The organism is Enemella evansiae (assembly GCF_004362375.1).
GTDB lineage: Bacteria > Actinomycetota > Actinomycetes > Propionibacteriales > Propionibacteriaceae > Enemella > Enemella evansiae.
Window position 1 is genome coordinate 436,608 of the sequence record NZ_SNXA01000008.1, and the last position, 13,952, is coordinate 450,559.

Annotated in this window: 15 protein-coding genes; 6 read left to right on the forward strand and 9 right to left on the reverse strand. The window is 67.9% G+C overall.

Translation table 11 applies throughout. The features are described from left to right. Positions 1–41 precede the first annotated feature (41 nt). The 4 genes from C8D81_RS02695 (at position 42) to C8D81_RS02710 (ending at position 3,572) form a co-directional block, all read left to right on the forward strand. Positions 42–236, forward strand: coding sequence for a DUF3046 domain-containing protein (locus C8D81_RS02695; protein ID WP_094356136.1), 195 nt, complete (start codon positions 42–44; stop codon positions 234–236). Positions 237–441: 205 nt separating this feature from the next. Beyond that, positions 442–1,488: a recombinase RecA gene (recA, locus tag C8D81_RS02700; protein WP_094356135.1), complete on the forward strand. Its 1,047-nt coding sequence runs from the start codon at positions 442–444 to the stop codon at positions 1,486–1,488. 62 nt (positions 1,489–1,550) lie between these two features. Next, positions 1,551–2,015, forward strand: coding sequence for a regulatory protein RecX (locus C8D81_RS02705; protein WP_094406496.1), 465 nt, complete (start codon positions 1,551–1,553; stop codon positions 2,013–2,015). Between the two features lie 420 nt (positions 2,016–2,435). Further along, a complete protein-coding gene (locus C8D81_RS02710) occupies positions 2,436–3,572 on the forward strand; it encodes a type IV toxin-antitoxin system AbiEi family antitoxin domain-containing protein (protein WP_133625495.1) in 1,137 nt (378 codons plus the stop codon). Between the two features lie 224 nt (positions 3,573–3,796). Here the strand turns inward: C8D81_RS02710 and C8D81_RS02715 are convergent, their stop codons facing one another. The 4 genes from C8D81_RS02715 to C8D81_RS02730 form a co-directional block, all read right to left on the reverse strand. After that, positions 3,797–4,603 carry an amino acid ABC transporter permease gene (locus tag C8D81_RS02715; protein WP_208109079.1) on the reverse strand — a complete coding sequence of 269 codons (807 nt, stop codon included), beginning with the start codon at positions 4,601–4,603 and terminating at the stop codon, positions 3,797–3,799. A gap of 68 nt (positions 4,604–4,671) precedes the next feature. Then, positions 4,672–5,355 carry an amino acid ABC transporter permease gene (locus tag C8D81_RS02720; protein ID WP_094356132.1) on the reverse strand — a complete coding sequence of 228 codons (684 nt, stop codon included), beginning with the start codon at positions 5,353–5,355 and terminating at the stop codon, positions 4,672–4,674. An 88-nt stretch (positions 5,356–5,443) separates the two neighbouring features. Beyond that, entirely contained in the window at positions 5,444–6,298 is an 855-nt protein-coding gene (locus C8D81_RS02725) for a glutamate ABC transporter substrate-binding protein (RefSeq protein ID WP_094356131.1), read from the reverse strand. 39 nt (positions 6,299–6,337) lie between these two features. Next, positions 6,338–7,057: an amino acid ABC transporter ATP-binding protein gene (locus C8D81_RS02730; RefSeq protein WP_094356256.1), complete on the reverse strand. Its 720-nt coding sequence runs from the start codon at positions 7,055–7,057 to the stop codon at positions 6,338–6,340. A gap of 336 nt (positions 7,058–7,393) precedes the next feature. Between C8D81_RS02730 and miaB the strand changes: the two genes are divergently transcribed. After that, a complete protein-coding gene (gene miaB / locus C8D81_RS02735; RefSeq protein ID WP_094429463.1) occupies positions 7,394–8,887 on the forward strand; it encodes a tRNA (N6-isopentenyl adenosine(37)-C2)-methylthiotransferase MiaB in 1,494 nt (497 codons plus the stop codon). A gap of 12 nt (positions 8,888–8,899) precedes the next feature. Here miaB and C8D81_RS02740 read toward each other — a convergent pair whose 3' ends face one another. From C8D81_RS02740 to C8D81_RS02760, 5 genes are all read right to left on the reverse strand, one after another. Further along, positions 8,900–9,247, reverse strand: coding sequence for an antitoxin (locus C8D81_RS02740; RefSeq protein ID WP_166646642.1), 348 nt, complete (start codon positions 9,245–9,247; stop codon positions 8,900–8,902). Between the two features lie 149 nt (positions 9,248–9,396). Next, positions 9,397–10,698 (reverse strand): Ig-like domain-containing protein, encoded by a 1,302-nt coding sequence (locus C8D81_RS20800; protein ID WP_166646643.1) that lies wholly within the window; start codon positions 10,696–10,698, stop codon positions 9,397–9,399. 344 nt (positions 10,699–11,042) lie between these two features. Next, positions 11,043–11,456, reverse strand: a complete 414-nt coding sequence (locus C8D81_RS21435; RefSeq protein WP_133625497.1) for an antitoxin — start codon at positions 11,454–11,456, stop codon at positions 11,043–11,045. 146 nt (positions 11,457–11,602) lie between these two features. Next, positions 11,603–12,256: a hypothetical protein gene (locus C8D81_RS02755; RefSeq protein ID WP_133625498.1), complete on the reverse strand. Its 654-nt coding sequence runs from the start codon at positions 12,254–12,256 to the stop codon at positions 11,603–11,605. Beyond that, positions 12,253–13,269: an NAD-dependent epimerase/dehydratase family protein gene (locus tag C8D81_RS02760; protein WP_133625499.1), complete on the reverse strand. Its 1,017-nt coding sequence runs from the start codon at positions 13,267–13,269 to the stop codon at positions 12,253–12,255. Before C8D81_RS02760 ends, C8D81_RS02755 begins: the two co-directional genes overlap by 4 nt. A gap of 56 nt (positions 13,270–13,325) precedes the next feature. Here C8D81_RS02760 and C8D81_RS21440 point away from each other — a divergent pair, with 56 nt between their 5' ends. Further along, positions 13,326–13,937 carry a TetR/AcrR family transcriptional regulator gene (locus C8D81_RS21440; protein ID WP_229237901.1) on the forward strand — a complete coding sequence of 204 codons (612 nt, stop codon included), beginning with the start codon at positions 13,326–13,328 and terminating at the stop codon, positions 13,935–13,937. Positions 13,938–13,952: the final 15 nt, after the last annotated feature.

Genomic DNA, 13,952 nt, shown 5'->3' on the forward strand with positions numbered 1-13,952 from the left:
GACAGTCACGCCAATCGTGGGATGCCACCTACACTTGCCGGGTGCGGGAGACCGAGTTGTGGGCGCGAATGGGGCAGCATCTGGGCCCGGCGTACGCCCAGGTGTGGGCCGACCAGACGACCCTGGCCGAGCTCGGGGGGCGGACCGTGCGGGAGGCGCTGGCCGCCGGGGTGCCCTGCAAGACGATCTGGCGGGCGGTCTGGTCCGCCCTGGAACTGCCGCCCGTCGACCGCTGAACCGGGTGATCCGGTGATTCCCGAGGTAATTGGCGTGTCGGCTTCGTTCGAACAGATGTTCGGGTAAGTTATCCACCGAGCTGAACGACCCGAAGCACTGTCCACAGGTCCGGGGTCACGGCCGACCGATTGTCGGTGGTGGTCCCTAACGTGTGGATGACGACTCACCCGATCCGGACCTGGTCCGGCCCAGAAAGGAAACACCATGGCTGTGGCAGATCGCGAGAAGGCGCTTCAGGCGGCACTGGCCCAGATCGACAAGCAGCACGGCAAGGGCTCGGTGATGCGACTGGGCGAGCAGACCGCCGCGCCCATCGACGCCATCCCGACCGGCTCGATCGCCCTGGACATCGCGCTCGGCATCGGCGGGATCCCGCGGGGCCGAGTGGTCGAGATCTATGGCCCGGAGTCCAGCGGTAAGACCACGGTGGCGCTGCACGCCATCGCCAACGCCCAGACCGCCGGTGGCATCTGCGCGTTCATCGACGCCGAGCACGCCCTCGACCCGGAATACGCGAAGAAGCTCGGTGTCGACACCGACTCGCTGCTGGTCTCCCAGCCCGACAACGGTGAGCAGGCGCTGGAGATCGCCGACATGCTGGTCCGCTCCGGTGCGCTCGATCTGATCGTCATCGACTCGGTGGCCGCGCTGACCCCGCGCGCCGAGATCGAGGGCGAGATGGGTGACTCGCACGTCGGCCTGCAGGCCCGGCTGATGAGCCAGGCGCTGCGGAAGATGACCGGTGCGCTGAGCGGCGCCGGCACCACCGCGATCTTCATCAACCAGCTGCGCGAGAAGATCGGCGTGATGTTCGGCTCGCCCGAGACCACCACCGGCGGTCGGGCGCTGAAGTTCTACTCCTCGGTGCGCCTGGACGTGCGCCGGATCGAGACCCTCAAGGACGGCCAGGACATGGTCGGCAACCGCACCCGGGTCAAGGTCGTGAAGAACAAGGTCGCCCCGCCGTTCAAGCAGGCCGAGTTCGACATTCTCTACGGTCAGGGCATTTCCCGCGAGGGCAGCCTGATCGACATGGGTGTCGACCAGGGCATCATCCGCAAGGCGGGTGCCTGGTTCACCTATGACTCCGACCAGCTCGGTCAGGGCAAGGAGAACGCCCGCAACTACCTGAAGAACAACCCCGAGGTCGCGCGCGACATCGAGCAGAAGATCAAGGACAAGATGGGTCTGGGCGCCAAGGACGAGGTGCCGGACGGTGTCGATCCGGTCACCGGTGAGGTGGCCTTCTGAGCCGCCGACGCGGGCGGGGGGAGGCCCCGCCCGATGACGGGCCGGACGCCGACCCGGAGGAGGTGGCCCGCCAGATCGTGCTGCGGCAGCTGACCATGCAGGCCCGCAGCCGGCACGAATTGGCGGAGATCCTGCGCAAGAAGGGGATTCCGGGCGAGGCGGCGACGGCCGTGCTCGACCGGATGACCGAGGTCGGACTGGTCGACGATGCCCGGTTCGCCGAGGCCTGGGTGGATTCCCGGCAGCAGCGCCGGCATCTGTCCCGGGCCGGGGTACGCCAGGAGCTGCAGCGTAAGGGCCTGGACCGCGACCTGGTCAACGAGACCGTCGCCGAGATCAGCAGCGATGACGAGTACGCCGCAGCGCACGCGCTGGCGGAGAAGAAGCTGCGCTCGGTGCGGAACCTCGAGCCGGTGGTGCAACGCCGCCGGATCGCCGGCGCCCTGGCCCGCCGCGGCTTCGGCCCCGGCATCGCCAACCAGGTGCTCACCGACGTGTTGGACACCGACCCCGCCGAGTTCGACTGATCGCTGGCCGTGGCGCGAGCTCGCGATCGGCTTGCGATCCATCGAACCCTCGGTGCATCCGTCGCGTGCTGGAGCACTCCACCGATGAATCGACGGTTCGATGGATCGCGACGTGGGCGCGATGAACCCTGAGCATGGGCCAGTCTGGCCATCTGTTGCACCCTGAGACGGGCCAGTCGGCCATCAGTGAACCGTGAGTTTGGGCCAGCGTGGCCATTCATGAACCTTGAGACGGGCCAGTCGGCCATTCATGAACCTTGAGACGGGCCAGTAGGCCAAGCAGCGAGCCACATCTCGGGCTCCTCGTGCGATCCATCGAATCCTGGGCCCATCCGTCGCGTGCTGGAGCACTCCACCGATGAACCGACGGTTCGATGGATCGCGCGGTGGGCGCCATCACCTGCGAATGGAGCTGGATCCATGGAACTACCACGCATATTCGCCACCGCGGAGTTGGCCGCGCTCGGGGTCGGCGCCAACACGATCCGCACCCTGGTCCGCGGCGGCCGCCTGATCCGGCTGCGGCGGGGAGGGTACGCCTGGCCTGCGGACTGCGGGCCGGACGACGTCCTCCGGTCGGCGGACCCGATTCCGGAGCCGACCTGCCGGGCGAGTGATGACCCGGCGAGCGATCCTGGGTGGGCACGGCAGCCCGAGCCGCTACCGGAGGAGGGGACGCGTGCCGCCCCCTCCCTCGATATGGATGCACCCCTGCCGGTCGACCCGGAGGCCGTGGTCGCGTCGCCAGGTGAAGCGCTCGGGCCAGGCCGTTACGCACCGGGGGAAGCGGAATTGCAGCACCTGAAGGAGATCGTGGCCACGGCCCGTGAGATTGACGAGGGCACGCTGTTCTGCCAGGTCAGCGCCGGTGTTCTGCACGGATTGCCGCTGCCACCCGGTTCGCTCGGCCTGGTACACCTGCTGCGCCCCGGCAGCGGTTCCGGGCATCGCACCCGGAGGGCGTTCCATCATCGTGCCCGTATCACTGCGAGGGACCGCACCACGATCGCGGGCCTGCTGTCCACCGGACTGGCGCGCACCGCGGTCGATCTTGCCCGGACCCTGTCGTTCCGCGACGGTCTGGCGGTCGTCGACGCGGTGCTCGCCCGGGGCGTACGCAAAGAAGAATTGTTCAGTCGACTCACCCGGCACCCGGGCAACCTGCGAGCGCGGGCCCTGATCGAACTCGGCAATCGCCGCTCCGAGTCACCGGGTGAGTCCCGGTGCCGGGCCACGATGGCGCTGGCCGGCATCCCGGAACCCGTGTGCCAGTTCAAGATCGTGCTGCGGAGCGGGCGTGTCGTATGGGCCGACTATGGCTGGCCGGACCTCGGGCTGGTCGGCGAGTTCGACGGGCTCACGAAATACGGCCGGCTGCTGAAGCCGGGGGAGACCGCGACCCGTGCGATCGGCAGGGAACGGCGTCGGGAGACCGAGATCCGCGATACCGGGGTGTGGGTCACCCGTTGGATCACCAACGACTGTTATGACCTCGATCAGTTCCGCCGTGGCTTCAACGACGCGGCGCGCGCCGCAACGTCGTTCCGCGCGGCCTGACCGCTACCTACTGCGATCCATCGAGTCTTCGGTGCATTCCGCGAGCCCTGGAGGGGTAGGGGAGTGCACGCAGGATTCGATGGATCGCGAGCTGGGTTGGGATCGCGAGCTGGGTTGGGATCGCGAGCTGGGTTGGGATCGCGAGCTGGGTTGGGATCGCGAGCTGGGTTGGGATCGCGAGCTGGGTATGGATCGCGAGCTGGGTATGGATCGCGAGACTGGGGTCAGACGGCGGTGGGCAGGCCCGCCTGCTCGGTGATCTGCTGCACCGACCGGCCGCCGCGCTTGGCCATCCGGCGCTGTACGAACGAGGCCAGGGTGGTCAACCCGAAGTTGATGATGATGTACATGACCGCTCCGAGGGTCAGCGCAGCGATCGTGTTGCCGTTGTTGGAGGCCAAGATGTACAACGAACGCAGCAAATCGGGGTAGAGGACGATTGAGCCGAGTGCGGTGTCCTTCAGCACCACCACCAGCTGACTGACCAAGGAGGGCAGCATCGCCGTGATGGCCTGCGGCAACAGGATCGATGTCCGGGTCTGGCTGTTGGTGAGGCCGACAGCCAAGCCCGCCTCACGCTGCCCCTTGGGTAGGGAGTGCATGCCGGACCGGATCAGCTCGGCGATCACCGAGGCGTTGTAGAGGGTCAGGCCGGTGACCACGGCGACCAGCGAGACCAACGGACCCCCGAGAGGTACCCCGGCGGGGATCAGGACATAAATCACCAGGCTGTAGGTGAAGAACATCATCACCAGCACCGGCACGGCCCGGAAGAATTCGACGATAACGGTGCACAACCCGCGCAGCGGAGTGAACTCCGACAACCGGCCGAGACCCAGCAGCGTGCCGAGCAGGGCCGCCAGCACGATCGAGATCACCGCCGCCTGAAGGGTGTTGATCAGACCGGGAATGATCGCCGAGGTCCAAGTGGCAGGTTGGCCGAAGACTGCCCACTTCTCCGGAGCGTACTGTTCTCGCAGCCCCCAGACGATGGCGAACCCGATCAGGACGATAGCGGCGGTGGCGATCACCCCGACGATCAGATTGCGGCGCTTGGTCTTGGGCCCGGGCGCGTCGAAGAGGACGCTTGCTGTATCGCTCATCGCTGCACCGTCAGCTTTCGGGAGAGATTGGTGAACAGTACGCCGACCGGCAGGGTGAGGATCACGAATCCGAGGGCGACGATGCCGAAGATGGCGAACATGTAGTCAGGGTTGAACTCGATCATGTTCCGCATCATCAGCGCGGCTTCGGTGACACCGACGGCCGCGACCACGGTGGTGTTCTTGGTCAGCGCGATCAGCGTATTTCCCAGCGGGGCGATGGCGCCGCGGAAGGCCTGCGGCAGCACCACCTGGCCGAGTGTTTGGCCGAAACTGAGCCCGATGGCTCGCGCGGCCTCAGCCTGACCGATCGGCACGGTGTTGATGCCCGAGCGGATCGCCTCGGCGACGAAGCTGGCGTGGTACACCGACAGTGCCACCACACACCAGGCGGCGTTCTGGGCGATCACACTGGCAGACTCTGGCAGGAGACGCACTCCCATGAGTGCCAAGAATCCGAATCCGCAGAAGACGACGATCAGCGTCAGTGGGGTGTTTCGGACCAAGGTGACATAGGCCGTTCCGAAGAAGCGCAGGGCGCCGACCGGGCTGACGCGTAGGATGGCCACGACCGTGCCGATGAGCAGCGCCCCTACCGCCGAGCAAACGGTGAGAATCAGCGTCATCCCGAACGCCGCGAGCACGTTGTACTCGGAGAACAGCTCGGCAAAACCGGACATCGGGTTTCCTTCCTCGGGGTGGATCGAACCAGGTCACGCCACTGTTGAAGGCCCCGGCACTGGCGGCCGGGGCCTTCGACGAGCGGTCTCAGGCGCCGCAGTTACCGGCCGGGGTCGGCGGGTTCAGCTTCGTGTTCGGCTTGAAACCGGCCGGGCCCAGGTTGTCGTCCAGGGCCTTCTGCCAGGAGCCGTCGTCGATCATCTTCTTGATCGCGGCGTTGATCTTGGTGCACATCTCGGTGTCACCCTTCTTGATACCGACGCCATACTTCTCTTCCGAGAACGGGTTCCCTACGACCTTCAGTTTGCCCTTGTACTGATCCTGGGCGGCGTAGCCGGCGAGGATTGTGTCGTCGGTGCTAACAACGTCCATCGCACCCGACATGACGGCCTCAACGCACTTGGAGTAGGTGTCGTAGTCCTGGAGTTGGGCGCCCTGGGCGTACTGGTCCTTGATCTTCTTCGCCGAGGTGGAGCCGGCCACCGAACAGACCTTCTTGCCGTTCAGCGACTGCGGGCCGGTGATGTCGGTGTTGTCGGCACGGACCAGCAGGTCCTGGCCGGCGATGTAGTAGGGACCGGCGAAGTCGACCTTCTTCTTCCGCTCGTCGGTGATCGAGTAGGTCGCCAGGATCATGTCCACCTGACCGCCCTGGATGGCGGTCTCGCGGGTGGCCGAGGGGGTCTCCACCCACTGGATCTTCGCCGGGTCGTAGCCCAGTTCCTTGGCGACGTACTTGGCCACGTCGACGTCGAAGCCCTTGTAGGTGTCGCCGACCTTCTGGCCGAGACCCGGCTGGTCGAACTTGATGCCGACCTTGACCGAACCGCCCTCTCCACCCTGGGCGCCCGGCTGGGCGCTGGTGCCGGACTCGCCGGCGACACAGCCGGTGAGCGCCAGGGCGAGCACGGAGCCCGCTACCGCGAGAGTCGTGATTTTCATGGGAATGCCTTTCTGGATGCGGATCCTGGTGTTCAGGCGTCAGTGGCTGAGGATCTTGCCGAGGAAGTCCTTGGCGCGATCGCTCTGCGGATTGGTGAAGAACTGATCGGGGGTGTTCTGCTCGACGATCTGACCGTCGGCCATGAACACCACGCGGTTGGCGGCCTTGCGTGCGAAGCCCATCTCGTGGGTGACCACGACCATGGTCATGCCCTGGCGTGCCAGGTCGACCATCACGTCGAGCACCTCGTTGACCATCTCCGGGTCGAGTGCGGAGGTCGGTTCGTCGAAGAGGATCATCTTCGGCTTCATCGCCAGCGCGCGGGCGATGGCCACCCGCTGCTGCTGGCCGCCGGAGAGCTGGGCCGGGTATTTGTCGGCCTGGTTGGCGACACCGACCCGCTCCAGCAGGGACATCGCCTCCTCTTTGGCCTTGCCGGCCGACAGCTTGCGGACCTTGGTCGGGCCGAGGGTGACGTTCTGCAGGATCGTCTTGTGGGCGAAGAGGTTGAACGACTGGAACACCATCCCGACCTCGGCGCGCAGTTTCGCCAACCCCGGCCCCTCGGTCGGCAGCGTCTGACCGTCGATGATGATCGTGCCGTCGTCGATCGTCTCCAGCCGGTTGATGGTGCGGCACAGCGTCGACTTGCCCGAACCGGACGGGCCGATCACCACCACGACCTCACCGCGGCCGATGTCCAGGTTGATATCGCGCAACACGTGCAGCGGACCGAAGTGCTTGTTCACCGCCTGCATCTGCACCAGCGCATCGCCCGTCGGAGCGAGCTGGGACTGGGCGAGCTGCTGGTCGGTCGGTTGAACCGGGGTCTCCGCCTGTTCGGAACGCTCGACCTCACCGGGCTCGACGTTGCTCAAAGGTCCTCCTCCTTGCGGACGGGCGCGATCACGTGCTGACGCACCTTGGCAGGAACAGTAGACGACCGGCAAGCGGGCCGTGTGGGGCGAGGACGCCGACTGTCCGAATTGGTACATGTCCGTAATCGAATCGCGATCTGGCCATCCCGGTGGCCCGTCGCCGATGGCCCGCGGAGGTAGAGTTGGTCCGCCCTGTCACCGAGTGGATCGAAGGACATGTCGAGCACCGCAGAAGCCACGCGCACCTATCAGGTGCGGACCTACGGCTGCCAGATGAACGTGCACGATTCCGAGCGGATCTCGGGATTGCTGGAGCAGGCCGGGTACGCCCGGGCGGCCGAGGGTGGCGATGCGGATGTGGTCGTCTTCAACACCTGCGCGGTCCGCGAGAACGCCGACAACCGGCTCTACGGCAACCTCGGGCATCTGGCCGAGGTGAAGCGGCACAAGCCCGACCTGCAGATCGCGGTCGGTGGCTGCATGGCCCAGAAGGACCGGGACACGGTCGTCGAACGGGCGCCATGGGTGGACGTGGTCTTCGGCACCCACAACGTCGGCGCCCTGCCGGTGCTGCTGGAGCGGGCCCGGATCGAGCAGGCCGCCCAGGTCGAGATCAAGGAATCCCTGGAGACCTTCCCCTCCAACCTGCCGACCCGCCGCGATCAGGCGTACGCCGCCTGGGTGTCGATCTCGGTCGGTTGCAACAACACCTGCACCTTCTGCATCGTGCCCTCGCTGCGCGGCAAGGAGACCGACCGCCGCCCCGGTGACATCCTGCGCGAGATCGAGACCCTGGTCGCCGACGGGGTGCAGGAGATCACCCTGCTCGGCCAGAATGTGAACTCCTACGGCGTCGAGTTCGGCGACCGGCAGGCGTTCGGCAAGCTGCTCCGCGCCTGCGGCGAGATCGACGGCCTCGAGCGGGTCCGGTTCACCTCACCGCATCCGGCCGCGTTCACCGACGACGTGATCGCCGCGATGGCCGAGACGCCGAACGTGATGCCGCAGCTGCACATGCCGCTGCAGTCCGGGTCGGACCGGGTGCTGCGCGCGATGCGCCGCTCCTACCGTTCCGAGCGGTTCCTCGGGATCCTCGACCGGGTCCGCGAGGCGATGCCGGAGGCGGCGATCACCACCGACATCATCGTCGGCTTCCCCGGGGAGACCGAGGAGGATTTCGAGCAGACGCTGGAGGTGGTACGCCGGGCGCGGTTCTCGGCGGCGTTCACCTTCCAGTATTCGATCCGCCCCGGTACGCCGGCCGCGACGATGCCCGACCAGATCGACAAGGCCGTCGTCACCGAGCGCTACCAGCGGCTGGTGCCGCTGGTCGATGAGATCGCCTGGGCGGAGAACAAGAAGCTCGTCGGACAGCCGGTCGAGGTGATGTTCGCCGACCACGAGGGCCGCAAGGACGACCGGACCCGGCGGATGTCGGGCCGCGCCCGGGACAACCGGCTGGTGCACGTCGCGGTCCCGGAGGATCCGGCGCTGCGGCCGCGGCCGGGCGATGTCGCCACCGCGGTGATCGACCACGCCGCACCGCACCACCTGACCAGCGATTCCGGGATCACCGGGCTGCGCCGAACCCGTGGGGGAGACGCCTGGCAGGCGCGCACCGCACAGCCCACCGCCGCCGGGGTGTCCCTCGGGATGCCCGGGATCGGTGTGCCGACGGTGCGGCCCGCGCCGCAGACCGGTTGCCGCTGAGGCGCACCGGGGTCAGTCGCGGGGAGCCTCGCGGCGCGGGGCCGGCGGCTCATCCATGCCGGGCGTCCCGCTCGTGCCGCCGGGGGCCTGGCGGCCCGGGGTGCCGTTGGTGCCGGGGAACTGACCGCCCGCCGTGCCGTTGGTCCCGGGGAACTGACCGCCAGGGGTGCCGTTGGTGCCGGGGGCCTGACGGCCCCGGTCGCCATAGGTCTTGCGGGCCATGTCACGGCCCCGGTTGATCTGGTTGCGGTACTTGCCGCCGGTCCGGCGATCGACGGCGTCACCGACCTTGTTGACGACCCGGTCGACCTTGTCGGGGTTGCGTCGGATGAACTGCATGATCTTGTCGAGGATGCGCATTCGAACCTCCTGCTGGGACCGCGGGTCCGCGTCGTCGTGGATATCCATGTCTACCAAGTCGGGCAAACATATCCCTCGGCACCCCCTGTTCCGGACACGGCAACGCCGCCACCGGTGACCGGTGGCGGCGCATGCCTGCGGGGTGGGTGTCAGAACCCCCTGGCGCCGGTATTGGCCAGACCGCCGACGCGCTCCTTCCCGTTGTCACTCGGGGTGGGCGTCGTCGGTGCCGTGGTGACCGGTCCCGGTGTGGGCATCGGGCTCACGGTGGGGCTCGGGCTCACCGTCGGGGTCGGGCACACGGTCGGGCCCGGCGTCGGGGGCCCGGTCGGCGTCGGCGTACCTGTCGGTGTCGGCGTACCTGTCGGGGTCGGAGTGCCCGTCGGGGTCGGAGTGCCGGTCGGCGTGGGGGTACCGCTCGGCGTCGGCGTAGCCGTGGGGGTCGGCTTCGGCGTACACGTCGGGGTCGGGGTCACGGTGGGCGTCGGCGACGGGGTGGGCGTCGGGGTCGGGCTCACGGTCGGGGACGCGGTCGGGGTCGGCGTCGGCTTCGGGGTGTCCCCATCACCGTCACCGCCGGCCCTGGCGATCTTCACCGTCTGCTTGGACTCCTTGCCGGCGATCACCGCGGAGTTGTCGAAGGTGTCGCCGACCTTGGTGTCCTCGGGGGTCAGCATCTTGTACTGCATCACGAAGGTCGAGTTCGGCTCGGGATCCTTCAAGAAGGTCAGGGTGAACGCCTTGCCGGTGTCGGTGAAGGTGTAGTCGACTCCCTCGACCAGCGGCTTCGCCTGCGACAGATCCGGATTGCCACCGCGCACCGGCCATGCCGAATCCGGGACCCACCCGATCCAGAACGGGCGCTCCAGGGTGAGCCGGTCGTCGTAGTCGTCGACGATCGTCGAGCCCTTCTTCAGGGTGTCGGAGGGGGCGACGATCCGGTAGGTCAGCTTGCCGCCCTCGAGATCCTCCCAACCCGATTTCGCGGATTCGGTGGGCCGCGGAAGGTCACTGCCGATCACACCGCCGCCACCGGGCAGCGTGATTTCGATCTCATTTCCGTCGGAAATCCAGGTGACCTTGTCACCGTCATAGGCCTGGTTCGCCTGCCCCTCGAAAAACAGGGTGCCCTGCACGTTGTCATGCGTGGCGACGTAATCACCGAGCGTGCAATCGATCTGGTTCGTGGTCGCGGTGCAGGTGCCGACGACGTTCCCGTCGGGATCGCGCATGTCGAAGGTGCTGGTGTACGCCTTGATGTCGGGTCCACCCTCGGGGATGGTCAGGCTGAACGTGTCACCCGGTTGCGCGGTGTCCGGGACCGCCCAGGTGGCATCCACGCGGAGCCGGTTGTACTGCCGCAGCGGGCCGTCGGCGCCATCGGAGCGGGTGATGGTGACACCGGTGATCGCATTCGGGATGACTGCCGCATTGGCGGTGGGTGGAGCCATCAGCAAGACGCCGGCGAGCACACCGAGTGCCGCCAGCAGAGAAAGGATGCCGCGCAATGGAGTGCGCGCAGAGATCGACATTGTTGCTGTTCCCCCGGGGGTAGACGGTCGGACTGCCGTGTCGAAACTACGGCATTCCGTCGATCCAAGCAAATCTGCCCACCATTATGCAAATGCAGACATAGATTCCGTGCAAACCCATTTTCTGCACCTGCAGAATCTCTTTGCAGAAGTAATTTCACTGTCAGAAGAAGAATGCGGATCGACCCTGGTGGATTGTGCACTGCGCACAAAAAGACCGGGCCACGGCTGGTGCCGTGGCCCGGTCGGTGGATCCGGGTGGATCAGAACTGGCGCTGCTCGCCCTCACCCTGCGGGGCGTCGGGGCCCTGGTCCTGCTGCGGGGCGTCGAAGCCCGGCTGCTGATCCTGCTGCTGCGGGGCATCGAAGCCGCCCTGCTGCTCGGGCTGACCGGGAGCGTCGAAGCCACCCTGCTGCTGTTCGGGCTGACCGGGCTGACCGGGCTGGCCGGGCTGACCGGGCGCACCGGCCTGGTCCTCGGGGGCGGCGCCCGGAGCGGCCTCACCCTGCTGGCCGCCGCCGTACTGGCCGCGGGCGAAATCCTGGCCCTTGTCGACCTGCGACGCGTACTTCCCGCCGGTCTTCTGATCGAGCATGTCGCCGGCCTTGTCGACCGCCGAATCAGCCTTGTCGGGGTTGTTGGAAGCGAAGTCCTTGGCCTTGTCGAAGATTCCCATGGATCCTCCTTGGGTTTGGGATCGGGGTGTCAACCCCCTTGGTGGGCGCCGCCGCAACGACGCCGAGACCTTTCTACCAATGCTCAGCCGCCGCACGAAAGGGGGAGGCCGCCCCCAGTTCTGTGGGTTTGCGCGCCGACGCCGGTTCAACCCTCGAGCAGGGTCGCCACCGCCACGGTGCCGGGATCCAGACGCAACTCCACCGGGCCATCGAGCCAGATCGTCCGGCCATCTCGCAGTGGGTCGGCACCCGGCATCGACACCTCGCCCCGGATCGCCGTCAGCACCGCGTGTCCCGGCACTCGTACCCGGCCCGGAGAGTCGAACCGATAGGTCGCCGAGCGCTCGGACGCGCACTCCAGGCGGACCCCGCGCTGGTCCCGGAGCCGGGGTGCCGGCCCGGTACCGCGCAGTTCGACCCCCAGCATCCGGATCGGCTCCCGGTTCGCTGCCGAGACCCGCACCCGATGGATCACCGGATGGTCGCGGTGGGGTTGCCACAGCACCGTCCCCGCGGGCATCCGGAGCCACCCGCTCAGCAACCGGCCCGCCAACCAGCCGACGGTCCGCAGCGCACCGGTCGAGGCGCCGGGCCGGGTGGGGGAGGAGGTGGCGTACAGGTTGTCGCTGCGGAACCGCCCACCGCGCACGATCAGATAGACCGTGTCCTGGTGATGCAGGTGATCCAGGGTCACCTGGCCGGGTGTCAGATCCACCTGATAGACCCGGCACCACCGGTTGGCGAAGAGTTCACCGTGGGCCGGTTCCGCGGCGACCGGCAGCCAGTCCGTCCCGGTCATCGGGCCGCGGCCGGGGCCGGCAGCAGGTCGATCTCGCGCAGCCAGTCGATCGTCTGGGCGAGCATCTCCTCGACCGAGGTACGCCCCAGCCCGAGCGTGCGCCGCGCGAGCGCGTCGTCGACGACCAGATTGCCGGTCGCCCGGCGGTACTTGGCCAGGCTCAGCTCCGGCTCGGTGCGGGTCAGCGCGGCCTTCGCTGCCGATGCCGCGAACAGCGCCGCGAGCCGCGGGCGGGGGGTGGCCGCGGCGGGGACGGGCTCGCCGAGCAGGGTGGCGATCGTCTGCACGACCTCCAGGAAGGACGCCTCGGGGCCACCCAGAATGACATTCGTCCCGGTCAGCGGCGCATCGACGGCGGCCAGGTGGGCACTGACCACGTCCTGCACCGCGATCCAGGTGGCGTGCCCGGGTGGGACCACCCGCAGTGAGTCGGTGGCGATCGGCAGGATCAGTTGGCGGGCCCAGTTCGACGCGTCCCCCGGGCCGAGGATGTTGACCGGGTTCAGGGTGATCGTCGACAGTGCCCCCGTCCGGGACGCGCGGTGCACCAGGTGTTCGGCGGCGCGTTTGGAGCGGCCGTAATTGTCGCCCTTCGACTGCACGTTCGAGGCGCTGTCCTCCCGGAGCCGGACGCCCGGCTGCCAGCCGTAGCTGCTGATCGAGGAGGTGTAGACCAACCGCCGCGCGCCGGCCCGGGTGGCGGATTCCAGCAGCGTCGCGGTGCCGCCGACGTTGTCGCGCCACTGGGCCGCCCGCTGTCTGGCCCAGGTGGTGGTGTTCCCGGCCAGGTGGAAGATCACCGGGCGGTCGAGCCCGGTGAGGGCGGTGTCGATGGAGGCCTGATCGAGCAGGTCGCCCATCGTGACGCGTACGCCGGCGGGCAGCAGGTCCACCCGATCGCTGGCCCGGCAGAAGGCGGTCACGGACCAGCCCTCGTCGCGCAGTCGGGTGACCAGGTGCCGGCCCAGGAAGCCGGCGGCCCCGGTGACGAAGGCGGTGCGTGGTCCAGTCATCAACAATCGTTCCTCTCGATACCGACGGTATTCAATACTTCCGGTATCGTACGCGGGTGACCGCTCGACGCAAACCAGCAGCCAGCAGACCGACCAGGGAGCAGACCCGCGAGCAGGTGCTCACCGCCGCCGCCGAGGTCTTCTCCACCAGCGGCTTCACCGGCGCCACCCTGGACCAGATCGCCGCGGCCGGTGGCCTCACCAAGGGGGCGATCTATTCCAGCTTCGGCGGCAAGGAGGACCTGTTCTTCGAGGTCCTCCGGGCCCGGACCCGGGAACGGCTGCTGGCCGCCCGGGAGATCCGCGACACCTCGGCACCCTTCTCCGGCACCGAGGTGGGCCGGTTGCTGGAGCGCTTCACCGTCGACGATCCGACCTGGCACCTGGCACTGATCCAGTTCTGGGCCACGGTGACCAACGCCCCGGACCCCGCGCGGCACGCCGAACTGCGGCGGATGCGGGGCGAACTGCGGGGCGACATCGAAGCCCTACTGGTCGAGGGGGGAGTCCCCGCCGAGCGGGCGCGATGGCTGGCGGTCGCCATCCTCGCGCTCTCCAACGGGTTGGCCATCGAGCGCGCGATCGACCCGGAGGCGACCGAAGGGGTGTTCGGCACCGGGCTCGATGCCTGGACCAGCGACCCGGCCCCGCCGGGTTCACCCGAGTGACCACGAAGGTCTGCG

Excerpts from the sequence above, each read along its gene's own strand:
- C8D81_RS02740 (WP_166646642.1), bottom strand. The coding sequence starts at position 9,247 with ATGCGCATCCTCGACAAGATCATGCAGTTCATCCGACGCAACCCCGAC.
- recA (WP_094356135.1), top strand. The coding sequence starts at position 442 with ATGGCTGTGGCAGATCGCGAGAAGGCGCTTCAGGCGGCACTGGCCCAG.
- C8D81_RS02720 (WP_094356132.1), bottom strand. The coding sequence starts at position 5,355 with ATGTCCGGTTTTGCCGAGCTGTTCTCCGAGTACAACGTGCTCGCGGCG.
- C8D81_RS02760 (WP_133625499.1), bottom strand. The coding sequence starts at position 13,269 with ATGACTGGACCACGCACCGCCTTCGTCACCGGGGCCGCCGGCTTCCTG.
- C8D81_RS02730 (WP_094356256.1), bottom strand. The coding sequence starts at position 7,057 with ATGCAGGCGGTGAACAAGCACTTCGGTCCGCTGCACGTGTTGCGCGAT.
- C8D81_RS21435 (WP_133625497.1), bottom strand. The coding sequence starts at position 11,456 with ATGGGAATCTTCGACAAGGCCAAGGACTTCGCTTCCAACAACCCCGAC.
- miaB (WP_094429463.1), top strand. The coding sequence starts at position 7,394 with ATGTCGAGCACCGCAGAAGCCACGCGCACCTATCAGGTGCGGACCTAC.
- C8D81_RS20800 (WP_166646643.1), bottom strand. The coding sequence starts at position 10,698 with ATGGCTCCACCCACCGCCAATGCGGCAGTCATCCCGAATGCGATCACC.
- C8D81_RS02710 (WP_133625495.1), top strand. The coding sequence starts at position 2,436 with ATGGAACTACCACGCATATTCGCCACCGCGGAGTTGGCCGCGCTCGGG.
- C8D81_RS02725 (WP_094356131.1), bottom strand. The coding sequence starts at position 6,298 with ATGAAAATCACGACTCTCGCGGTAGCGGGCTCCGTGCTCGCCCTGGCG.
- C8D81_RS02755 (WP_133625498.1), bottom strand. The coding sequence starts at position 12,256 with ATGACCGGGACGGACTGGCTGCCGGTCGCCGCGGAACCGGCCCACGGT.